The 19,813-nt window shown below is 63.7% G+C and carries 21 protein-coding genes; 14 read left to right on the top strand and 7 right to left on the bottom strand.

Annotated features, from left to right (window positions below):
* Positions 1-62 precede the first annotated feature (62 nt).
* Positions 63-1,967, top strand: coding sequence for a diguanylate cyclase (locus Q0687_RS26850; protein WP_298883766.1), 1,905 nt, complete (start codon positions 63-65; stop codon positions 1,965-1,967).
* Positions 1,968-1,989: 22 nt separating this feature from the next.
* Here Q0687_RS26850 and Q0687_RS26855 read toward each other — a convergent pair whose 3' ends face one another.
* Together Q0687_RS26855 and Q0687_RS26860 are read right to left on the bottom strand one after the other, a co-directional pair.
* On the bottom strand, positions 1,990-2,208 hold the full coding sequence (locus tag Q0687_RS26855; RefSeq protein ID WP_298883768.1) for a SlyX family protein: 219 nt from the start codon (positions 2,206-2,208) through the stop codon (positions 1,990-1,992).
* Positions 2,201-2,965: a rhodanese-related sulfurtransferase gene (locus Q0687_RS26860; protein WP_298883769.1), complete on the bottom strand. Its 765-nt coding sequence runs from the start codon at positions 2,963-2,965 to the stop codon at positions 2,201-2,203. Before Q0687_RS26860 ends, Q0687_RS26855 begins: the two co-directional genes overlap by 8 nt.
* 182 nt (positions 2,966-3,147) lie before the next feature.
* On the opposite strand from Q0687_RS26860, the gene ggt reads away from it, so the two are divergent.
* The 5 genes from ggt (at position 3,148) to Q0687_RS26885 (ending at position 9,354) form a co-directional block, all read left to right on the top strand.
* Positions 3,148-4,734, top strand: coding sequence for a gamma-glutamyltransferase (gene ggt / locus Q0687_RS26865; protein ID WP_298883771.1), 1,587 nt, complete (start codon positions 3,148-3,150; stop codon positions 4,732-4,734).
* Positions 4,735-4,900: 166 nt separating this feature from the next.
* Positions 4,901-5,515 (top strand): (2Fe-2S)-binding protein, encoded by a 615-nt coding sequence (locus Q0687_RS26870; protein WP_298883773.1) that lies wholly within the window; start codon positions 4,901-4,903, stop codon positions 5,513-5,515.
* 3 nt (positions 5,516-5,518) lie between these two features.
* Complete coding sequence (locus tag Q0687_RS26875) at positions 5,519-6,535, top strand: xanthine dehydrogenase family protein subunit M (protein WP_298883775.1); 1,017 nt, start codon at positions 5,519-5,521, stop codon at positions 6,533-6,535.
* A gap of 2 nt (positions 6,536-6,537) precedes the next feature.
* On the top strand, positions 6,538-8,829 hold the full coding sequence (locus Q0687_RS26880; RefSeq protein ID WP_298883777.1) for a xanthine dehydrogenase family protein molybdopterin-binding subunit: 2,292 nt from the start codon (positions 6,538-6,540) through the stop codon (positions 8,827-8,829).
* Between the two features lie 60 nt (positions 8,830-8,889).
* Positions 8,890-9,354 (top strand): FKBP-type peptidyl-prolyl cis-trans isomerase, encoded by a 465-nt coding sequence (locus tag Q0687_RS26885; RefSeq protein ID WP_298883780.1) that lies wholly within the window; start codon positions 8,890-8,892, stop codon positions 9,352-9,354.
* A 55-nt stretch (positions 9,355-9,409) separates the two neighbouring features.
* Here Q0687_RS26885 and Q0687_RS26890 read toward each other — a convergent pair whose 3' ends face one another.
* Positions 9,410-9,628: a CsbD family protein gene (locus tag Q0687_RS26890; protein WP_298883782.1), complete on the bottom strand. Its 219-nt coding sequence runs from the start codon at positions 9,626-9,628 to the stop codon at positions 9,410-9,412.
* Between the two features lie 126 nt (positions 9,629-9,754).
* Between Q0687_RS26890 and Q0687_RS26895 the strand changes: the two genes are divergently transcribed.
* The 3 genes from Q0687_RS26895 (at position 9,755) to Q0687_RS26905 (ending at position 11,342) form a co-directional block, all read left to right on the top strand.
* On the top strand, positions 9,755-10,270 hold the full coding sequence (locus Q0687_RS26895) for a cupin domain-containing protein (protein WP_298883784.1): 516 nt from the start codon (positions 9,755-9,757) through the stop codon (positions 10,268-10,270).
* A 130-nt stretch (positions 10,271-10,400) separates the two neighbouring features.
* Positions 10,401-10,829 carry a VOC family protein gene (locus Q0687_RS26900; protein ID WP_298883787.1) on the top strand — a complete coding sequence of 143 codons (429 nt, stop codon included), beginning with the start codon at positions 10,401-10,403 and terminating at the stop codon, positions 10,827-10,829.
* Between the two features lie 24 nt (positions 10,830-10,853).
* Positions 10,854-11,342, top strand: a complete 489-nt coding sequence (locus tag Q0687_RS26905) for a VOC family protein (RefSeq protein ID WP_298883790.1) — start codon at positions 10,854-10,856, stop codon at positions 11,340-11,342.
* A gap of 112 nt (positions 11,343-11,454) precedes the next feature.
* Here Q0687_RS26905 and Q0687_RS26910 read toward each other — a convergent pair whose 3' ends face one another.
* A complete protein-coding gene (locus Q0687_RS26910) occupies positions 11,455-12,606 on the bottom strand; it encodes a hypothetical protein (RefSeq protein WP_298883796.1) in 1,152 nt (383 codons plus the stop codon).
* Between the two features lie 2 nt (positions 12,607-12,608).
* Positions 12,609-13,307 (bottom strand): FecR family protein, encoded by a 699-nt coding sequence (locus tag Q0687_RS26915; protein ID WP_298883799.1) that lies wholly within the window; start codon positions 13,305-13,307, stop codon positions 12,609-12,611.
* A 210-nt stretch (positions 13,308-13,517) separates the two neighbouring features.
* Between Q0687_RS26915 and Q0687_RS26920 the strand changes: the two genes are divergently transcribed.
* The gene (locus tag Q0687_RS26920) at positions 13,518-14,783 is read left to right on the top strand and encodes a phospholipid carrier-dependent glycosyltransferase (RefSeq protein WP_298883801.1); all 1,266 of its coding nucleotides are present in this window, start codon (positions 13,518-13,520) and stop codon (positions 14,781-14,783) included.
* An 87-nt stretch (positions 14,784-14,870) separates the two neighbouring features.
* On the opposite strand, the gene Q0687_RS26925 is transcribed toward Q0687_RS26920, so the two are convergent.
* Positions 14,871-15,512 carry an OmpA family protein gene (locus Q0687_RS26925; protein WP_298883804.1) on the bottom strand — a complete coding sequence of 214 codons (642 nt, stop codon included), beginning with the start codon at positions 15,510-15,512 and terminating at the stop codon, positions 14,871-14,873.
* 382 nt (positions 15,513-15,894) lie between these two features.
* Here Q0687_RS26925 and Q0687_RS26930 point away from each other — a divergent pair, with 382 nt between their 5' ends.
* From Q0687_RS26930 to Q0687_RS26940, 3 genes are all read left to right on the top strand, one after another.
* Entirely contained in the window at positions 15,895-16,164 is a 270-nt protein-coding gene (locus tag Q0687_RS26930; RefSeq protein WP_298883807.1) for a hypothetical protein, read from the top strand.
* Positions 16,165-16,285: 121 nt separating this feature from the next.
* Positions 16,286-16,540 carry a hypothetical protein gene (locus Q0687_RS26935; RefSeq protein WP_298883808.1) on the top strand — a complete coding sequence of 85 codons (255 nt, stop codon included), beginning with the start codon at positions 16,286-16,288 and terminating at the stop codon, positions 16,538-16,540.
* A gap of 119 nt (positions 16,541-16,659) precedes the next feature.
* Positions 16,660-17,820 carry a crosslink repair DNA glycosylase YcaQ family protein gene (locus Q0687_RS26940; protein WP_298883811.1) on the top strand — a complete coding sequence of 387 codons (1,161 nt, stop codon included), beginning with the start codon at positions 16,660-16,662 and terminating at the stop codon, positions 17,818-17,820.
* Between the two features lie 39 nt (positions 17,821-17,859).
* On the opposite strand, the gene Q0687_RS26945 is transcribed toward Q0687_RS26940, so the two are convergent.
* On the bottom strand, positions 17,860-18,339 hold the full coding sequence (locus Q0687_RS26945; RefSeq protein WP_298883813.1) for a DUF2809 domain-containing protein: 480 nt from the start codon (positions 18,337-18,339) through the stop codon (positions 17,860-17,862).
* Positions 18,340-18,417: 78 nt separating this feature from the next.
* Between Q0687_RS26945 and Q0687_RS26950 the strand changes: the two genes are divergently transcribed.
* Positions 18,418-19,749 carry an MFS transporter gene (locus Q0687_RS26950; protein ID WP_298883816.1) on the top strand — a complete coding sequence of 444 codons (1,332 nt, stop codon included), beginning with the start codon at positions 18,418-18,420 and terminating at the stop codon, positions 19,747-19,749.
* The last annotated feature ends 64 nt before the right edge of the window (positions 19,750-19,813 follow it).

Raw genomic sequence — 19,813 nt, forward strand, 5'->3', positions numbered from 1 at the left:
GGGCGCTTCAGGGTTCAATAAGAGAAGCGGCAGAGTTTCCGGACAATGGAGATTTCTGCCGCATGAGCCTCGCCTCACAGAGAGCCGGATGGAGCCGCCTGCCGTTGCGCGCGGCGGCTTTCGTCGTGCTCACTTGCGTTGCGATTCTCGGCGTCAGCGGCTGGCGCGAATGGGCTGCGCGCGATCAGGTGCTCAAGGGCGCCGAAACCGAGATGGCGAACGTCGCCCGCTCGTTGACACAGCATGCCGAGGACAGCCTCGACCTCCTGGATTCCGGCGTCGTCGGCGTCGTCAGCCGTCTCGAGATGGATGGCGCCGATCCCGCCACGATCGGCAAGCTGCGCAACCTCCTCGAAGCGCGCAAGAAGGCGATCGAACGGGTCCACAGCCTCGCCATCATTGACGAGAAGGGCAACTGGCTGACTTCGCCCGGTACGATCGCCTCGACGCTCAGCGACGACGCGTTCTTCCGGCACCACCAGCTCTCGCCCAAGCGCGATGCCTATATCGGCCACCCCGTGAAGAGCCTCGTGGATGGCGAATGGGTCGTGACGCTGTCACGGCGGTTCAATAAGCCGGACGGCAGCTTCGGCGGCGTGGTGCTCGCCGCGATCGGCTCCCGGTATCTGTCGCACTTCTACGAGCAGTTCGAGATCGGCCGCAACAGCTCGGTGACGCTGATGTACGGCGACGGCCTGATCATCGCGCGCAATCCGAACAACGAGAAATTCGTCGGCCGCAATATCGGTGATACGCCGCTGTTCCGTGATCCTAGCTTGCAGCGGTCGAACGGCGCCCATCAATTTACCTCGCCGCTGGACGGCGCCGAGCGCGTCAGCTTCTACAAGCGCTCTGGCCGTTATCCGCTCGTGCTGCTCGCAACCGTCGACAAGGACGAGTTGTTAGCGCCGTGGCGCGCGGCTGCGATCTCCCGCATGCTGTACGTGCTCGCGCTGGTGATGCTGATCGCGATCATCGGCGCGGTGCTGGTGCGGCAATTGCAGCGCGGCCAGCGCATGGCCGCGGCCCTGATCGAGAAGGAGGCGCATTTCCGCCTGCTCGCCGAAGGCTCCAGCGACATGGTCACCCGCATCGGGCTCGACGAGCGCCTGCGCTATGTTTCGCCGTCGTCGAACCGCGTCGTCGGCTGGCGGCCAAATCAGCTGATTGGCACGGAGGCGCTCGCCGGAATCCATCCGGAGGACCGCCCGCACGTCCAGGCTATCGTCGATGCCATGAAGCGCGGCGACGCGGAAGAAGCGCGCGTCACTTACCGCAACGTGCACCGGCAGAAGTCCGAGGTCTGGCTGGAATCGACCATGCGCGTGACGCGCAGGGAGGACGGCACGGTCGACGGCGTGGTCGCGATCTCGCGCGACATCACCGAGCAGAAGCAACTGGAGACACGGCTCGAGACGCTCGCGATCGAGGACAGCCTCACCGGGCTCGCCAACCGTCGCCGCTTCGACGAGCGGCTGAAGGAGGAATGGGCGCGCGCCTATCGTGACCGCTCCAGCCTGGGCCTCCTGATGATCGACGTCGATCACTTCAAGGCCTACAACGACGAATATGGCCATCCCGCCGGTGATGCCTGCCTGCGCGTGGTGGCAAAGACGATTGCGGCCGAGGTGCAGCGGATCGGCGATCTCGCGGCCCGTTATGGCGGCGAGGAATTCGCCATGTTGCTGCCGAATACCGATGCGGCCGGCTGCGCCCGGGTCGGTGAGCGGATTCGCATCGCCATTCGTGATGCCGGCCTGGTTCATGCCACCAATCCGGCAGGGCAAGGCGTCACCGTTTCGGTCGGCGGCGCGGCTTGCCGCCCGGCGGCGGAGCGCACCGCGGGGACGAGCTCGCTGGTGGAGGCCGCAGACCGCGCGCTCTACGCCGCCAAGGATGCCGGCCGCGATCGGCTGATGATGTCCGGTGAGGTCATGAACCTGTTGCCCAGGGCGTCCGGCCAATAAGCCGTCGGGTCAGTGATCGCGTTCAGTAATGCGGTGGGCGCTCGTTGGCTGGACCAGGCGCGTTGGTCTCGGCTTGCTGCAGCCGCTCGCCGAGCTCTGCGACCTTTCGCGTCAGCGCGTCGATCTGCTTCCATTGTGCGGTGATGGTCTGGTTCAGCGTCTCGATGGTGTCGTCCTGATAGGCGAGGCGCATCTCCAGCGCGTCGATGCGCTCGGCGAGCGTCTTGATCTCGTCAGTCACGTGCCGCGTCCTTATCCCGTTCGCGCAAGCCGATTTCTTGCAGACCATGGCCGAGCGAAACGCGCTCGTCGAACACAAAACATTCGCCGCGCCAGCGGCTTTGAGCCTCCGGCACCTCTTCCAGATATTTCAAGATGCCGCCCTTGAGGTGGTAGACCTCGGCAAAGCCGCGCGCGAGCAGATGCGCGCTCGCCTTCTCGCACCGGATGCCGCCGGTGCAGAACATCGCGATGCGCCGGTGCTGTGCGGGATCGAGCTTTTGGGCGACAAAATCCTTGAACTGGCCAAAACTCTTGATGTCAGGGTCGACCGCGCCATCGAACGTACCCATCGCCACCTCGAAGGCGTTGCGGGTGTCGAGCACCAGCGTATCGGGCGTCGAGATCAGCGCGTTCCAGTCGCGCGCATCGACATAGGTGCCGACCTGCCGGGTCGGATCGGCACCTGCATCGCCGAGCGTGACGATCTCCTTCTTCAGCCGCACCTTGAGCCGGCCAAACGGCATCGCCTGGGCCGTCGAGCACTTCAATTCGAGATTGTTCAGCCGGCCGCCGAACATCGCCCCGTGTGCGAGCTCATGGGCGAAGGCGTCAATCGCCTCGGACGAGCCGGCGATGGTGCCGTTGATGCCCTCCCGGGCGAGCAGCACGCTGCCCTTGAGCGACAGGCCGGCGGAGAACGCACGCAGCGGCTCGCGCAGCTCGCGGAAATCCGGCAGGGCAGCGAATTGATAGAAGGCGCAGACCTTGTAAATCATGCGCCCGTTTAGCAGGCGGCCGGCGCTCAGAAAACCCGCAACGCATAGCTCTATTCCCAGCGAATGGCAGCCATTTCCCTGGTATGCCAGCATTGCCCGGACGGCCCGGAATGTGTCATGAAGACCCGGTTTTTCCGAGACGGCGCGGCACGCGCCCCACGGTTCTGAGAGAGCAAACTTCGATGAGAAACTTCCATTTCCCCGGCAGGTCCACGGTCCACGCCACCAACGCGATGGTGGCGACCTCGCATCCGCAGGCATCCCTTGCCGCGATCGAGGTGTTGCGCGAGGGCGGCACGGCGGTGGACGCGGCGGTGGCGGGCTCCGCCCTGCTCGGCGTGATCGAGCCGCAATCGACCGGAATCGGCGGTGATTGCTTTGCGCTGATCCAGCCGCGCGGCGAGGGCAAGATCATCGCCTATAACGGCTCCGGCCGGGCGCCAAAGGCTGCCAACGCCGATTGGTATCTCGAGCGCAAGATCACCTCGGTACCGCTGACATCAGCACATGCGGTGTCCATTCCCGGCGTCATCGACGCCTTCGCAACGGTGCTGCGCGACCACGGCAAGTTCGGCTTCGACCGGCTGCTTCAGCCGGCGATCAAGGCGGCAGAGGAAGGCTATGTCGTTGCCCCCCGCATCGCTTTCGACTGGAAGAACCAGTCCGAGAAGCTGAAGAACGGCACCAACACCGTGCGTTACATGCTGCCGGGCGGCAAGCCGCCGGTCGCCGGCGACCTCATCCGCCAGGCCGTGCTCGGCAAGACGTTGCGGGCCATCGCCAAGGACGGACGCGATGCCTTCTACAAGGGCCCGATCGCGGAGGACATGGTCGAGACCCTACGCGGCATCGGCGGCCTGCACACGCTCGACGATTTCGCCGCCCATACCACCGAGACGACCGCACCGATCGGCACCATGTACAAGGGCTACGACGTCTGGCAGTGCCCGCCGAACGGCCCGGGCGTGACCGCGCTTCTGATGCTCAACATCCTGTCGCGCTTCGACCTGACCAAATACGCGCCCGTCAGCGTCGAGCGCTTCCATCTCGAGGCGGAAGCCGCGCGCGTTGCCTACATGAACCGCGAGATGCACGTCGCCTCTCCCGAGCACATGAAGATCAACGTCGCCGAGATGCTCGAGAAGAGCTTTGCAGACGAGTACATCAGCAAGATCCGCATGGACGGCATGCTCGACCTGCCCAACGTCGCGCCGCCGATGAATCCCTCGACCATCTACATCACCGTGGTGGACAAGGATCGCAACGTCTGCTCGTTCATCAACTCGGTCGCGCATTCCTTCGGCTCGGCCATCGTCTCCAACAAGACGGGCGTGCTGTTCCAGAATCGCGCCGGCGGCTTCCGCATCCAGCCGGGCCATCCCAACTGCATCGAGGGCGGCAAGCGTCCGCTGCACACGATCATGCCGGGCCTGCTCACCAAGGGCGGCCGGTCGACGATGTCGTTCGCGGTGATGGGCGGCCAGTACCAGCCGACCGGCCAGACTCATCTGCTCACCAACATCCTCGACTATGGCTGCGACGTGCAGGAGGCGATCGACATGCCGCGCGGCCTGCACTACGAGGGCCAGTACCAGCTCGAGGACAGCGTGCCCGCTGCGGTTGTGGAAGGCTTGAGAAAACTTGGCCACAAGACCACCAGCGTGATCGGCCCGCTCGGCGGCGCCCAGGCGATCTGGATCGATTGGGACAAGGGCACGCTGACCGGCGGTTCCGATCCCCGCAAGGACGGTTGCGCGCTCGGTTACTGACCTTCGCGCGAGGTTCCTCGCGACAAGATCAGAAAAAGTTGACAGAGGGCGACGCGGCATCGGCAGCGTCGCCCTTTTCCGTTCGGAACGGAGCTCATGGCCCCAAGTTGGTGGCCGGTGAGCGGTGCAGGCGTGCGCTGCTGTGTTTCAGCGGCGGAGGCCGTTCATGTCCGATCATTCAGGTTCCAGACCATCCGGATTCGACCGGCGCACGTTCATGGCAGGTGCTGCCGGCAGTGCGCTCGTTCCGCTCGCCGCACGCGCGGCAGCCGAGGAAGCGCGGGCGCCAGTGGCGCAGGACCCCGCGCTTCCCGTCGACGTCACGCTGCGCGTGAATGGCAAGGACAAGCGTCTAAGCCTCGATGCACGTACCACGGTTCTGGATGCGCTGCGCGAACATCTCAAGCTCACCGGCAGCAAGAAGGGCTGTGACCACGGCCAGTGTGGTGCCTGCACGGTGCTGATCGGCGACCGCCGCGTGGTGTCGTGCCTGACGCTCGCGCTTGCGGCCGAAGGACAGGAGATCACCACCATCGAAGGGCTCGCCACCAACGACCGCCTGCATCCGATGCAGCAGGCTTTCGTCGACAACGATGCCTTTCAGTGCGGCTATTGCACGCCCGGTCAGATCATGTCGGCGATTGCCTGCGTGAAAGAGGGACATGCCGGTACCGATGCCGACATCCGCGAGTATATGAGCGGCAATATCTGCCGCTGTGCCGCCTATCCCAACATCGTCGCCGCCGTGAAGCAGGCCGCGCCCGACATCATGAAAGGCTAGGCCATGCGACCGTTTTCATATCAGAGGGCGACCGACCCCGACATGGCCGTGCAGGCGCTCAGTGCCGCTGCGGCCGCCAACAATCCGTTGACCCGTGCCACGTCCCAGCCGCTCGCCGGAGGTACCACGCTGATCGATCTGATGAAGCTCGACGTGATGCGGCCCGCCGCGATCGTCGACATCAATCCGCTGGCGCAGGGCTGGTCGGCGATCGAACCCGGCGGTGAGCATCTGCGCCTCGGCGCACTGGCGAAAATGTCTGACGTCGCCACGCATGACGACATCCAGCGCAACTATCCGGTGATTGCCAATTCCCTGAAGCTCGCCGCCAGCGCCCAGCTGCGCAACATGGCGACGCTCGGCGGCAACGTGATGCAGCGGACGCGGTGCAATTATTTCCGCGATGTCTCCTACGAGAACTGCAACAAGCGCAACCCCGGCTCCGGCTGTGCCGCAATGGACGGCGTCAACCGCATGCATGCGGTGCTCGGCACCTCAGATCAATGCATCGCGACATATCCCGGCGATTTTGCCCAGGCGCTGATTGCGCTCGACGCCACAGTCGAGGTCACCGGCAGGTCCGGAACCCGCAGCATGCCGTTCGCCGATCTGCACAAGGCGCCTGGCAATACACCCGAGATCGAGACCACTCTTCAACCTGGGGATCTGATCTCCGCTTTCGTCATTCCCGGTCGCTGGCCGCGATCGGTTTACCTGAAGGCGCGCGACCGGCAATCCTACGAATTCGCGCTGTCCGCGGCTGCGGTTGCGCTGGACGTGCAGGATGGGACCATCCGGGACGCGCGCGTGGCGCTCGGCGGCGTCGCGACCGTGCCGTGGCGTGCCCGCGAGGCGGAGGCGCAGCTCAAGGGCCAAAAATTCGACGACGGTCTGGCGCAGCGCGCCGCCGATGCTGCGTTCGCTGAGGCCAAGGGACGCCAGCACAACAGCTTCAAGATTGCGCTCGGCAAGCGCGTGGTCGTTCGCGCGCTGCAGCAAGCCGTAATGATGGAGATCTGACCATGACCGCTGCCGCTCCCGAGCCGAAGGCGAATATGGGCCAGCCCGTGCCGCGTTATGATGCGGTGGCAAAAGTTACGGGGCGTGCGACCTACGGGTCCGACATGCCGCTGGACAATCCGGCCTATGCGTTCCTGGTTACCAGTGCGATCGCCAAGGGGCGCATCAACAGTTTCGATCTCGCCGATGCCAAACGCGTCCGTGGTGTGATCGACATTGTTACGCACGAGAACGCCCCTGATCTGAAGGAATCGAAACTCTTCAGCAATGGCGGCTATGCCGGCACCACGATCCAGCCCCTGAAATCGGCCGACATCGCCCATGACGGCGAGATCATCGCTGTTGTCGTAGCCGAGAGCTACGAGGCTGCACGCGAGGCCGCCAATCGTGTCAAGGTCAGCTACTCGGCGGTATCTCCCAGCGCGAGCTTCGACTCGCCGGGAACGACGAAAGCCGGAGCGAAAGGCCAGAACGGGCAATTCAAGGAAGACCCGAAGGTCGGCGACTTTGCCAAGGCGTTCAACGAGGCCGAGATCCAGCTCACCGCGTCCTACGAGACGCCGACGCAGCACCACAATCCGATGGAGCTGTTTTCGACGAGCTGTGCTTGGATGGGCGACACTCTGGTCATCTACGAGCCCAGCCAATATGTCTACGGCCTGAAGAACGGCGTCGCCGAACAACTCGGCATCGATGCCGACAAGGTCAGGGTGGTCAATCCCTATGTCGGCGGCGGCTTTGGCTCGCGCGGTTCGATGACGCCGCGAACTGCGATCATTGCCGGCATCGCGAAGCGGCTGAACCGGCCGATCAAGCTCGTTCCTACCCGCGACCAGGGCTTCACGATAGCAACCTATCGCGCCGAGACCCGCCACGAGATCAAGCTCGGCGCGAGCCGAGACGGCAAGCTGGTCGCGCTCAGGCACGAAGGCGCCGAAGTCTCCTCGCGCGCTGACCCCTATTGCGTCGGCGGCACCAAGACCACGACGCGGCTCTATGCCTGCCCGAATGTCGACAGTCTCGTGTCGATCGTGCGCGCCGACCGCAACACACCGGGCTTCATGCGCTCACCACCGGAGGTGCCCTATCTGTTCGCGCTGGAGAGTGCGATGGACGAGCTTGCCGTGAAGCTCAACATGGATCCGATCGAGCTCCGTCGCGTCAATGACACGACCAATGAGCCGATCGGCGGCAAGCCCTACACGTCGCGCTCGCTGATGGCGTGTTTCGACGAAGCCGCCAAGGCTTTCGGCTGGGCGCAGCGCTCGGCGGCGCCGAAATCGATGTCCGACGGCGACTGGCTGATCGGCTATGGCTGCGCGGCCACCTGCTATCCGACACAGATGGCTCCGGCGGCAGCGCGCGTTCGCCTGCAGCGCGATGGGCGCACTCGCGTCGAAATCGCGGGCCATGAGATCGGCACGGGCGCCTACACGATCCTTGCGCAGACGGCCGCCGAACGGCTTGGCGTGCCGCTGGAGAAGGTCGCGGTTTTCATTGGTGACAGCGACCTGCCGCCAGGACCCGTCGCCGGCGGATCGAATTCGACGGCCAGCACCTGCTCGGCCGTGATGATGGTGTGTGACCAGGTTCGTCAGCGGTTGTTCAAGGCAATGATGCCGAACGAGAGCCTCATGGACAAGGCCAAGGAAACCGTTGGCATGGGGCAGACCCCGTCGACAGAGGCGGCCAAGAGCGATCGCCCGCTCGATCTGGAGAAGGCTTTCGACGCACTCGGCGTCGGCGTGGTCGAGGAATATGGCGAATGGAAGCCGGAAGGCGCGCCGCCGGATTCCTTCAAGGCCATGCACAGCGGTCACGCGCGGCTGGTCGGCGGTGCGGCCATGAAGGACAAGATCGCCTATGCCTTCGGTGCCGAGTTCGTCGAGGTTCGCGTCAATCGCTTTACGCACGAGATTCGCTGCCCGCGCCTGGTTGGCGCCTTCGCCGCTGGCCGCATCATGAATCCGCGAACAGCCCGCAGTCAACTGATGGGGGGCCTGATCTGGGGCATGTCCTCGGCCTTGTTCGAGGCCACCGAGATCGACGAACGTACCGCACGCTACGTCAACGACAATCTGGCCGATTATCTGGTGCCCGTGAATGCTGACGTCCCCGGTGTCGAGGTGATCCTGCTCTCCGAGCAGGATGATCACATCAACCCGGTCGGCGCGAAGGGGCTCGGCGAGCTCGGCAACGTCGGCACCAATGCTGCGATCTGTAATGCGATCTATCACGCCACCGGCCAGCGCATCCGGAAGCTCCCGGTGCGGCTGGAAAATATCGAGGTCTAAGGGGTGGAAACGGCATCGGCCTTGCGCTAGACACCTTCCGCCTCAAACGGAAGGTGTCTAATGCAGCGTTTCCGGCGCATGCTCCCCGCCATCATGTCGGCACTCGCGATCATTTTGATCGGCGGCGTGTCGGCGTCAATTTCCACCACGGCCTCGGCCCAGACCGCAGGAAAGACCATGACCACAGCTTCAGGTTTGCAGATCACCGATAGCGTCGTTGGCACCGGCGCCTCGCCAAAGCCCGGCCAGATTTGCGTGATGCACTATACCGGCTGGCTCTATGAGAACGGCCAGAAGGGCAAGAAATTCGACTCGTCCGTCGATCGCAACGAACCTTTCGAATTCCCGATCGGCAAGGGCCGCGTCATCGCCGGCTGGGACGAGGGTGTCGCCACCATGAAGGTCGGCGGCAAGCGCACGTTGATCATCCCGCCGCAGCTCGGCTACGGCGCGCGCGGCGCCGGCGGCGTGATCCCGCCGAACGCGACGCTGATGTTCGACGTGGAATTGCTCGGCGTGAAGTGACGCACAACAAAAGACCGGCCTCGCGGCCGGTCTTTTCATTTTCAGATCATACGCGTTACTCAGTCGTACGACGGGCTGACGCAGCGGCGCGATCAATCGCCTCCTTGGCTGCGTCCTTGGCATCGCCCATGGCCTTCTGGCCCTTGCCCTTCACTTCCTGAACGACGCCTTCGCCCTGGAGGCGCTCGGAACCGGTGGCTTCACCGATGCCCTGCTTCGCCTTGCCGATAGCTTCGTTGGCGTTGCCCTTGATCTTGTCGCTCGTGCTACCCATGAAACTCTCCTTCCATATTGCTCAGAAGGACAACGTCTGGCGGCTATGAGGGTTCCGATTTTGGTATGGCTTGATGGGCTCGCTTTGGTTAGTTTCGCGCGCACGGAACCAACAGGAAGCTGAAATATGACCGGCCATGACCACAGCCATTCTCACCATGACCACGATCACCACGATGATCGCTGGAAACATGACGGCGTGCGCGTCATTCCCGGAAATCAACTCGATACGAACGTTCCGTCGACCGCGGGAATGGACCGTGCGGCCGCGATCAATTTCGCCCGCGTCGGTGCGCAGAAATTGTGGGCGGGCACCGTCAGCATCAAGCCCGATGCCAAGACCGGCGCGCATCACCATGGCCATCTCGAGAGCGTCATTTACGTGGTGAAGGGCAAGGCACGGATGCGCTGGGGTGAGAGCTTGCAATTCACCGCCGAGGCTGGCCCCGGAGATTTCATCTTTGTGCCGCCCTATGTGCCGCACCAGGAGATCAACGCCAGCCCGGACGAGGTGCTGGAATGCGTGCTGGTGCGCAGCGATGGCGAGGCGGTTGCGGTCAATCTCGACATCGAGCCGGTCGAGAAGCCCGAGACCGTGCTCTGGATCGATCCGGTGCATCGGGATCCGAACGAGAAGAAGTAAGACTGAAAGCCGCGCGGGATTCGGTGCGGCAGAACCTCGCAGGGTCGGGCGCAAAAAATAGTAGGAAGCGGTGTCGGGTGGCGGCTCAGCCATCCGTCCTTGGGCAGAACCAGCCCCAAGGAGCTTTCCGATGCCCAGGATGATTTTCCTCAATTTGCCGGTGACCGACCTCAAGCGTGCGACTGCCTTCTACGAGGCGGTCGGCGCGACCAGGAACCCGCAATTCAGCGACGACACGGCGAGCTGCATGGTCTTTTCCGAGACCATCTACGTCATGCTGACGACCCACGCCAAGTTCCGTCATTTCACGCCGAAACCGATCGCGGATGCAAAGACCTCGAACCAGGCTCTGTTCTGTCTGTCCGCAGACAGCCGGAAGGAGGTCGACGAGATCGTCGGCAAGGCCGAGGTTGCGGGCGGCGTGGCCGATCCCAGCCCCGTTGACGAATACGATTTCATGTATGGCCGCAGCTTTGAGGATCCGGACGGCCATATGTGGGGCGTGAACTGGCTGGATATGGCAGCCATGCCCGCGCGCCACGATATGGCGAACGCCTGATCAGCCTGAAGAGGAGCTGTCGCAATGTCCAAGCTTGTGCCCTGCATGTGGTTCAACGGCGATGCCGAGGAAGCCGCGAAGTTCTACGTCTCGCTGGTGCCGAATTCGGCGATCACGCACGTCCAGCGCAACGTTGCCGACAATCCGTCCGGCAAGGAAGGCTCCGTGCTCGTCGTCGAGTTCACGGTGGCTGGCCAGCCGCTGGTCGCGCTCAATGGCGGCATGAAGGTGGACTACACCCACGCGCTGTCGTTGATGATCCATTGCGACGATCAGGCCCAGGTCGACAGCGTCTGGAACGCCTTCCTGGCCAATGGTGGCAAGGAACAGCAGTGTGGCTGGATCTATGACCGCTACGGCGTCTCCTGGCAGGTGGTGCCGAAGGTGATGTTCGAGTTTCTCTCGAGCTCCGACAAGGCCGCCGCTGCCCGCGCGATGCAGGCCATGATGAAGATGGTGAAGTTGGACGTGGAGGTCCTGCGGCGAGCGTTCGAGGGCAAGTCGGCGGCGTGAGGCCAGCACCGGTGCCGTAGGGTGGGCAAAGGCGCGAAAGCGCCGTGCCCGCCGTCTGTCCGCGATAAGGTGGTGGGCACGCTTGCGCTTTGCCCACCCTACGAGACTGTGCCTAGTAGTTGATCCGCAGCCCCACGCCGCCATGGATCGTGTTGCCCACCGGCTGCGGGCCCAGCGTGCCGTTGGCGAAGAGGTCCACGACCCAGCCCTTCTGCACGCGAAAGCCGAGACGGCCACCATATTCGAACCAGCCCTGGTTGCCCATCGTCGGCACCAGCGTGCCGTCGCCGGTGACGGTGGCGACGATGCCGCTGTGGCTGGCGAAGGACTGCACCCAGCCGCCGTTGATGTTGGTCTCGATATTGCCGGCGAAGAGATGGGTCCACTGGCCGCCGATCTTGACCAGGCTGGTCCGGTCGGTGCCCGTTGCAACGGTGGCGTCGAACGGATTGAACGCGACGGTGTTGTCCTGATAGCCCGACACGCGCTGCCAGAGCTGCCAGACCTCGATGGAGGCTGCGACCTCATCGCGCGGTGACAGGCGACTGATCCAGCCGGCGCGGCCAAAGACCGCATAATTGGAAGCGTCGGTCGAGCTCGTCACGCTGACCGAACCGAGGCTGGTATTGTAGCTGCGAGTGTAGCGCGCCTTCTCCCACGGCGTCAGGATCGTGCCAACGTCGAAGAACGGTCGCGATGAGCCCCAATCGGTGAAGTCATAGCGCAGCGCAAAAGCGCCGATCGGTGCGCTCGTGATGTGATAGCCGCCCTCGCTGTATTGCGTGTAGGCGATGCCGGCGAGCAGCGACAGGTTGGGTGTCAGCTCCTTGCGGCCGTGGATGGCGGCCGAGAACGAACCGGCCGAGCCGAACGCGCTGATGCAGTCGCTGCAATTGACCTGCTCGTTGACGCCAAGCAGCACTGTGCCAAGCACGCGGTTGGTGACCATCTGATTGAAGCGCTGGTTGGCGAGGCCATTGACCGAGTTGCCGCTGGAATCGGAGCCGGTCGGGGTCGGCGTCGGGCTCGGCAACGGTGACTGGCTCGGCGTCGGAGACGGGCTTGGCGAGGGCGTCGGGCTTGGCGACGGGGACGCACTCGGTGATGGCGACGGACTCGGCGATGGGGACGATCCCGGCCCGCAATCGATCTCGCAATAGCTCGCGGCCGCGGCCGGACGGGTGTTGAACGCCGCCGATGCAAGGCCGGCGACGACAGCCAATGCGCCAGCCAGGAGAAGCCGCTTGAAGCCAGGCTTTGCCATCGTCAGCGCCCACACAGCATGCCGTCGTCGTGGCCGGCGGGTGTGGTCGGCGAGGCATCGGCATATTGGTTGACGGTGCACAGCCCGGCATTGGCGGCGCAGTTGGCTGCGAAAGTCCAGGGTGGCGAGTTGGTCTTGAGGATCGTGACTTTGCCGCCGGTCGAGGTGATGATCGCGGTGTCGCCCGGCTGGGTCAGCTGAATGCACTGGAAGCTCAGCGTGCAGACGCTGGCCGCCCCCTCTTGCAGCACGACGACCGAGCGGCCGCGCTGCGAGAGGATGTCGAGGATTGTACCGCGAACGCCGATGGTCGCGAGCGGCGTCGTGATCTTGTAGGCGGTCTTCTCCGAATGTCCGGTGACGAAGCGGAATGCGCCGGTCGCCATTCGGATCGCAACATCGCGATAGCTGTGCTCGTCGTTGAAGACGGTGCGGTCGAGTTTCAGCGTCGCGCTCGGCCCGAGCGAGAGATTGGTGCTGTCGGCCATGACGAAGCGCGCCGAGCTGTCGGCCCCGGTGCGCACGGTCTCGTCGCGCAGCATGCTGTCGCCGACATTGATTGGCGTCGTGCTGGCGGCCACACGCACCACCTCGTTCTGGACGAGGACGGCTTCGCCGACTCGCGTCTGGGCCTGCACGGAAGGCGCAGCGCACAATGCGGCCGACAGCAGCGTCGGGAAAAGCAGAAAACGCAAATTCATGTCGTAACCGATCGAGGTCCCTGATCGTACTGGATCGCGCGCGCCAGTGGTGGCAGAATTGTCACAAGCGACGCGAGACGAGCGATAGCTTAGTGACAGTTGCGGCGGAATGCGTTCAATGGATCGGCTGAGTTGTTTTTTATTCGCGGTGACGCAGATTTGCCACGCAAAATAGCCCTACAGCCGTCGCTGGAAGCACATCCAGTTCCGATGACGTCGCGAAGCGCAGTGATCGCTGTCGCGATCTTCCTAGCGGCCCATGTCGCGCTGCTGATCGGGCTGACGACGCCGGACAAGTTCGTGTTCGACGAGGTGCATTACGTGCCGGCAGCGCGGCAGATGCTGGGCCTGACTGCGCCGGAACCAATGCTCAATCCGATGCATCCGCCGCTGGCGAAAGAGCTGATCGCCGCATCGATTGCGGCATTCGGCGACAATGCGCTGGGCTGGCGCTATCCGGCAACCTTGTTCGGCGCGCTCGCTGTCGTCGCGATCTATCTCTGCGGGCTCGCACTGTTCGGATCGCAAGCAGCAGCGATCGCGGCGGCGCTGATCGCGGCCTTCAACCAGATGCTTTATGTGCAGGCGCGCATCGCGATGCTGGACATCTTTGCGCTCGGCCTCGGCTTGCTGGCCATCGCTGCATTCATGCACGGCTTTCGACGTGAGCGGCCGCAGGCGCTGTTCGCGATCGCGGGTGCGTTGTTCGGTTTCGCAGCCGCGTGCAAATGGAGCGGCTTGTTTCCGCTCGCGGCCTGCATCGCGATCGTCGCGGTCATCCGCCTGATGCAGCGCTGGCACACTCTCTTTGCCGATGCGAAGCCAACCGACTGGTACCGCCCCAATCTCTGGCCCACCTTCCGGGCGCAAGATGCCGCGCTCTGCTTTGCGCTGTTGCCGGCCGTGACCTATATCGCCGCTTTTGTCCCGCTCTACGGCCTGTCGCTATCGGATCTGATCGAGGCGCAGCGCCGGATCTTCGCCGACAACACCACCACTGCGATCGCCGGCCACACCTATATGAGCTCGTGGCCGTCCTGGCCGTTGCTCGCGCGCCCGGTGTGGTTCCTGTTCGACAAGACGGCGGACGACAACGTTGCCGCGATCGTCTTCCTCGGCAATCCGCTAGTCGCCTGGCCGGCGCTGCTCGCGCTTGCGGTTGTGTTGCGCGACTTCATCGCTGCGCGTCGCTGGGATGCGTTCCTGATCGCGGCGTTCTATTTCGGTTGCTGGCTGGCCTGGGCTTTGCTGCCGCGCACGCTGGGATTCATCTACTATTATCTGCCGGCCGCAACGGTTGCCTCGCTTGCGCTGGTCTATGCGCTGCGTCGCAAGGGGCTGCCGCGCTGGCTGCTGTGGGCCTATGTCGGCCTGGCCGCCATCGGCTTTGCCGTGATGCTGCCGATCTCGGCGGCCTTCGTCGGTACATCGATGCAGACGTTCAACCGGCTGATGCTGTTTCAGAGCTGGATCTGACAGCAGAAAGCCGCCTGACACTCTCGCGGCAGGCGGTTTGTTGCTTTTGCAACGGCGTCTCAGGTCACGCGGACGTTCACTTGGACGTCACTTGGACGCGGTCTTGGTGTCCATGTTCACGACCTGAACGCGGCGGTTGATCGGGTCGGCGCCATTGGCGGCGTCCTTCAGCTTGGTCTTGCCATAGCCGACGGTGACCAGGTCGCTGCCGTTGAGACCGTAATTCTGCACCAGGTACTTCTTGATGGTGTCGGCGCGACGCTCCGACAGGCCCTGATTGTACTCCTCCGTGCCGATCGCATCGGTATGGCCGGCGACGACGAAGGTCGAGCCTTTCAGCGACGGGTCGGACAGCGCCTTGCCAAGCGCCTGCACCGACGGCACCGAGGTCTTGGCGATGTCGGCCGAGTTGTAGTCGAACTGGATCTCCAGATCGATGTTCGGCTTGGTCGAAGCGAGCTCCGCGATCTGGTCACGCTCGCCCATCGAGAGTGAGCGGGTCTGCCGGTTGCGCACGGTGTTCAGGAAGGTCGCTTCCTTGGCCTGCGCGGTCGGATCAGCCTGCGGACCGACGGAGAGGCCGCGGGTGATCGGCTTCGGCTTCAACGCATCCAGGATCTGGCTGGACGAGACGTTGTTGTCGCCGGCGAAAGCCAAGCCCGCCGTCAATGACAGCGCGGCCGTGAGCGTGATCGCCTTTAGTCCAAAAAACTTATTGAAATGGGTCATTGTCGTATCCTCGCTGTGACGCCTGATGGCGATTTGATGCTGCGAGCCTAGGGAAGGTTCAAAGGCTCCGATGTGATCTTCGTCACGTTCGTGTCCGGCTGCTTCCGGGTTACGCTGCCTCTTTTGGGGAAACCGGAGCTCGCTTCCGCCCCCATGCAGGTCGGCCGCGGGAGGCGTTGCTGAAACCAGGGTACACCGTTCGTCGCAAAGCGGTCGCGGCATGGTCCGCCCGCGGACAAGCTTTCGGCCAGATGGGCGCCTAGCAAGCAAATTCATCCGACGATCCTAGACGGGGGGAGCCGAGTTCCATCCAGTGCCGAGGCCAGGTGACTATCAAATCTACCGCAGCGGCCCGCCGGATCGGACTGTGTCTCTGAATGCCATGCCCATCTATATCGGCGCGGCCATGATCGCGGTGGCGATCCTGCTCTCGACGCTGATCACGGGGCTCACCAGCCGCTATGTCGGCCTGGAAGCTCCGACCGACGAGACCATGTGGCTGGTGGACCGTCTCACCGGCAGCGTCTATCGCTGTCAGGCGGAGGGGCGGGGCAGGGCCTCCTGCGAGCCCGACATCGCCACCGGCAGCGTCGGTGACCGGGCCAACGACCGGGCCAAGGATCGGGCGACGGCGCCGAAGGACGGTCGCTAAATTCGGCCGCTTTGCATTGCAGCAAGAAAATTGCCTTCTCCGCGAAACGTTCTCGTCAGAGAATACGTAATTGCGAATGCCGGCATGACGCCGGTTTCGTTTTGCTCAAGGAGACTTTTCGATGAAGACCTTGCTCACCGCCGCAACCTTTGTCGCGTTCGCTCTTTCCGTTTCGCCCTCATCCGCCGCGATGATGGCGTGCACCAAGGATAATATGATGAAGTCGACCGCCATGATGGGCGGCACGGTCGATAACCCCGCCAATATGGCCGCCAACAAGGAAATGGCCATGGCCAACACGGACATGAGCATGGGCAAGATGAAGAGCGCCTGCATGCACTACATGAAGTCGCAGAAGTCCATGATGATGAAGTAGGCCTCGGCCGCACCATCGCGCCGCGCTGTCAGCAGATGTCAGCGCGGCTCTTGTTTGCTTCGTTGTTCCTTTTTCTTGTTCTTTTTCTTGGCGCGAATCCCGCTACATTGCCTCTCGCAATGTCCCGCGCACCAAAACCCCTCCCGCTCCCGACGACACAGGCCCGGCAGATCTGGCTGCGGGCCCAGCAGCTCGACACGCGCGCACCGTTCGGGGAGGGCGCGCAGGCCGTCACGGATGCGGTCGCTCATCTGGGCTATGTGCAGATCGACACCATCAACGTGATCGAGCGCTGCCATCACCACATCCTGTTCAGCCGCATCCCGTCCTACCGCCGCGCCGATCTGCGTCAGGCCCAGAGCGTCGACAAAAGCGTGTTCGAGTACTGGACCCATGCACTGTCCTACGTGCCGTCGGATGATTTTCGCTTTTTCCTGCCGGCAATGCGCGAGCACAAGCGCGAGGGGCACAGATGGTATGCCTCGGTGACGCCGGCCGACACGCGCAAGGTGATGCGGCTGCTCCGCGCCGGTCCGCTGACCATCCGCGATATCGAGGACGACGTGCTCACCGAAAAGGAGCATCTCTGGCAGAGCCGAAAGCCCTCGAAGCGGGCGCTTCAGCTGGCGTTCTATACGGGTGTTGCGACCATCAGCGCGCGCCAGGGCATGCTCAAGACCTATGATCTGATGACGCGGCATTTCGGCTGGGACCAATTGCCGAAGCCGGCGTCGGTGAGGGACATCACGGCCTATCTGCTCGATCGCGCGCTGCGCTCGCAAGGTATCGTGAGCCTCGATTCGATCTGCCATCTCGATGCGCCGAGCAAGAAGGCGGTCGCGGCCCTCGTTGCCTCGCGCGTCCGCCGCGGCGAGCTCATGCCGGTCGCGATCGAAGGCGCCGGCAAGCAGGAGCATTGGGCGGCACCCGCGGCACTCGAGCCTGCCGAAGTGTCGCCAGATCTCGTCCACATCCTCTCGCCGTTCGATCCGCTGATCATCCAGCGCAAGCGCACCAATCTCTTCTTCGGCTACAACCATCTGTTCGAAGCCTATGTCCCGAAGGCCAAGCGCAAGCTCGGCTATTTTGCGCTGCCCGTGCTGGTCGGCGACGAGATCGTCGCCGCGCTCGATCTCAAGACCGACCGGCAGGCGAAGAAGGTGTTGATGCAGAAATGGACCTGGGTCGGGCAGGGCAAGAAGACGGCAGCGCGCAAGGAGCTCAAGCAGAAGATCGAGGAAGAGCTCGATCGCTTCGAGCGGTTTCAACTGGCGGAGTAAGATGCTAGGCGACGGTCTCGTAGGGTGGGCAAAGGCGCGTTAGCGCCGTGCCCACCATCTGCTTTTGGTGGGCACGCTTCGCTTTGCCCACCCTACGAGACCGCGCATTGTGGCGAACTGGTCGATCCAAAGGCCAAGCAAAATCCCGATCGCATACGCCGCCACATTCCACAGCGAGAAGATCCGCCCGAGCAGCAGGGCGCCAGCCGTCGTCAGCCGGAACGCATCGAGCCACGGCGTATGGATCAGGCGGGACAGTTCGACCACGACCGCGATCGCCATTGCGATGGCCGCAAGCTGGCTCCGCGAGATGAGCGGCAGCAAAACCCCTGCAAGCACGAACACCATCGTCGCCCAGAGCAGCGAGCCGCCGTACTTCACCACGAAGGCGGGAAGGCCGAGCGGAAAGCCATACCAGCGCAGCGACAGCCCGCAGGCGATCACGGCCAGTGCCAGCGCGCCGCGGATCAGCAACCGCCGGCGTGGCGCAATGGTGTTGACTGGCTGCGCCCCGTGCATTGCTTGATCCATTGACTCTTTGCCCGCGATGCTGAAAACCGCAATCAGCCCATAAAAGCAACAACCCCGGGGGAAGCGATGAGCCAGACCACGACCTATGCCGGTTCGGCCGGTACAACCAAGAGCGAAATCGAGACTTCGACCATCCGCGCGATCTCCTGGCGGTTGATTCCGTTTCTGGTTCTGGCCTACTTTTTCTCCTATCTGGACCGCGTCAATCTCGGCTTTGCCGCGCTGACCATGAACGCGGAGCTGAAGTTCACGCCGCTGATCTTCTCCTGGGGCGCCGGCATCTTCTTCATCGGCTATTTCATCTTCGAGGTGCCGAGCAACCTCGCGCTGGAAAAGTTCGGCGCCAGCCGCTGGATCGCCCGCATCATGGTGACCTGGGGCATCATCTCGGCGCTGATGGCGCTGACCAGCGGTGTCACGAGCTTCTACGTGCTGCGCTTCCTGCTCGGCGTCGCCGAAGCGGGCTTCTTCCCCGGCATCATCCTTTATCTCACCTATTGGTATCCGGCCGAATATCGCGGCCGCTTCCTCGCCGCCTTCGCTATCGCCGTACCTGTCTCGACCGTGATCGGTGCGCCGATCTCGGGCCTCCTGCTCGGGCTCGACGGCGCGATGGGGCTGAAGGGCTGGCAGTGGCTGTTCGTTCTCGAGGGTATCCCCTCGGTGCTGCTCGGCATCGTCACCTGGTTCTATCTCACCGATCGTCCGGAGAAGGCGGACTGGCTCTCGGCCGAGCAGAAGGCCTGGCTCAAGGCCAAGCTCGATTCCGAGATCGCAGCCAAGCAGGCGGTGAAGCACCTGTCGCTCGGCGAAGCCCTGTCCTCGCCGAAGGTGATCGCGCTCAGCCTGATCTATTTCGGCTTTGTCGGCGCGCTCTATGGCATGCAGTTCTGGCTGCCGCAGATCGTCAAGGCGTTCGGCCTCACCAATGCCCAGACCGGCTTCGTCACCGCGATCCCCTATGTGTTCGGGACCATCGCGATGATCCTGTGGGCCCGGCATTCGGACTCGACGCGCGAGCGCGTGATGCATGTCGGCGCGCCCATGATTCTGATCGCGATCGCGCTCGCCATCTCCAGCTATCTCACCGATCCCACGATGACGATGGTGGCGCTGACCTTCGCCGCGATCGGCGTGTTCTGCGTCTTCGGCGTGTTCTGGACCTTGCCGACCGCCTGGCTGTCGGGCACGGCCGCGGCCGGCGCCATCGCGCTGATCAACTCGATCGGCAATCTCGCCGGCTTCGGCGGCCCCTATCTGATCGGCTGGGTCAAGGAAGCCACCGGCCAGACCTCGACGGGGCTGCTGGTGCTCGCCGTGCTGCCGCTGCTCGCCGGCATTTTGGTCTTCATCGGCGGCCACGAGACCGAGCACGAGTTCACCGGACAGGGGCGGTGATCTCGACCGCGTAGATGGGGTAACGGGTCCCCTGGGGCCTTCCAACCAAGCCGCGCTAGCTACG

The organism is uncultured Bradyrhizobium sp. (assembly GCF_936928535.1).
GTDB lineage: Bacteria > Pseudomonadota > Alphaproteobacteria > Rhizobiales > Xanthobacteraceae > Bradyrhizobium.

What these genes read in the sequence shown, in the direction of transcription:
- Q0687_RS26890 (WP_298883782.1), bottom strand. Translation starts at nt 9,628, where the DNA reads ATGGGTAGCACGAGCGACAAGATCAAGGGCAACGCCAACGAAGCTATC.
- Q0687_RS26925 (WP_298883804.1), bottom strand. Translation starts at nt 15,512, where the DNA reads ATGACCCATTTCAATAAGTTTTTTGGACTAAAGGCGATCACGCTCACG.
- Q0687_RS26895 (WP_298883784.1), top strand. Translation starts at nt 9,755, where the DNA reads ATGACCGGCCATGACCACAGCCATTCTCACCATGACCACGATCACCAC.
- Q0687_RS26860 (WP_298883769.1), bottom strand. Translation starts at nt 2,965, where the DNA reads ATGATTTACAAGGTCTGCGCCTTCTATCAATTCGCTGCCCTGCCGGAT.
- Q0687_RS26885 (WP_298883780.1), top strand. Translation starts at nt 8,890, where the DNA reads ATGCAGCGTTTCCGGCGCATGCTCCCCGCCATCATGTCGGCACTCGCG.
- Q0687_RS26870 (WP_298883773.1), top strand. Translation starts at nt 4,901, where the DNA reads ATGTCCGATCATTCAGGTTCCAGACCATCCGGATTCGACCGGCGCACG.
- Q0687_RS26915 (WP_298883799.1), bottom strand. Translation starts at nt 13,307, where the DNA reads ATGAATTTGCGTTTTCTGCTTTTCCCGACGCTGCTGTCGGCCGCATTG.
- Q0687_RS26905 (WP_298883790.1), top strand. Translation starts at nt 10,854, where the DNA reads ATGTCCAAGCTTGTGCCCTGCATGTGGTTCAACGGCGATGCCGAGGAA.
- Q0687_RS26880 (WP_298883777.1), top strand. Translation starts at nt 6,538, where the DNA reads ATGACCGCTGCCGCTCCCGAGCCGAAGGCGAATATGGGCCAGCCCGTG.
- Q0687_RS26945 (WP_298883813.1), bottom strand. Translation starts at nt 18,339, where the DNA reads ATGCACGGGGCGCAGCCAGTCAACACCATTGCGCCACGCCGGCGGTTG.
- Q0687_RS26875 (WP_298883775.1), top strand. Translation starts at nt 5,519, where the DNA reads ATGCGACCGTTTTCATATCAGAGGGCGACCGACCCCGACATGGCCGTG.
- Q0687_RS26940 (WP_298883811.1), top strand. Translation starts at nt 16,660, where the DNA reads ATGTCCCGCGCACCAAAACCCCTCCCGCTCCCGACGACACAGGCCCGG.
- Q0687_RS26935 (WP_298883808.1), top strand. Translation starts at nt 16,286, where the DNA reads ATGAAGACCTTGCTCACCGCCGCAACCTTTGTCGCGTTCGCTCTTTCC.
- Q0687_RS26900 (WP_298883787.1), top strand. Translation starts at nt 10,401, where the DNA reads ATGCCCAGGATGATTTTCCTCAATTTGCCGGTGACCGACCTCAAGCGT.
- Q0687_RS26910 (WP_298883796.1), bottom strand. Translation starts at nt 12,606, where the DNA reads ATGGCAAAGCCTGGCTTCAAGCGGCTTCTCCTGGCTGGCGCATTGGCT.
- Q0687_RS26850 (WP_298883766.1), top strand. Translation starts at nt 63, where the DNA reads ATGAGCCTCGCCTCACAGAGAGCCGGATGGAGCCGCCTGCCGTTGCGC.
- Q0687_RS26920 (WP_298883801.1), top strand. Translation starts at nt 13,518, where the DNA reads ATGACGTCGCGAAGCGCAGTGATCGCTGTCGCGATCTTCCTAGCGGCC.
- Q0687_RS26950 (WP_298883816.1), top strand. Translation starts at nt 18,418, where the DNA reads ATGAGCCAGACCACGACCTATGCCGGTTCGGCCGGTACAACCAAGAGC.
- ggt (WP_298883771.1), top strand. Translation starts at nt 3,148, where the DNA reads ATGAGAAACTTCCATTTCCCCGGCAGGTCCACGGTCCACGCCACCAAC.
- Q0687_RS26930 (WP_298883807.1), top strand. Translation starts at nt 15,895, where the DNA reads ATGCCCATCTATATCGGCGCGGCCATGATCGCGGTGGCGATCCTGCTC.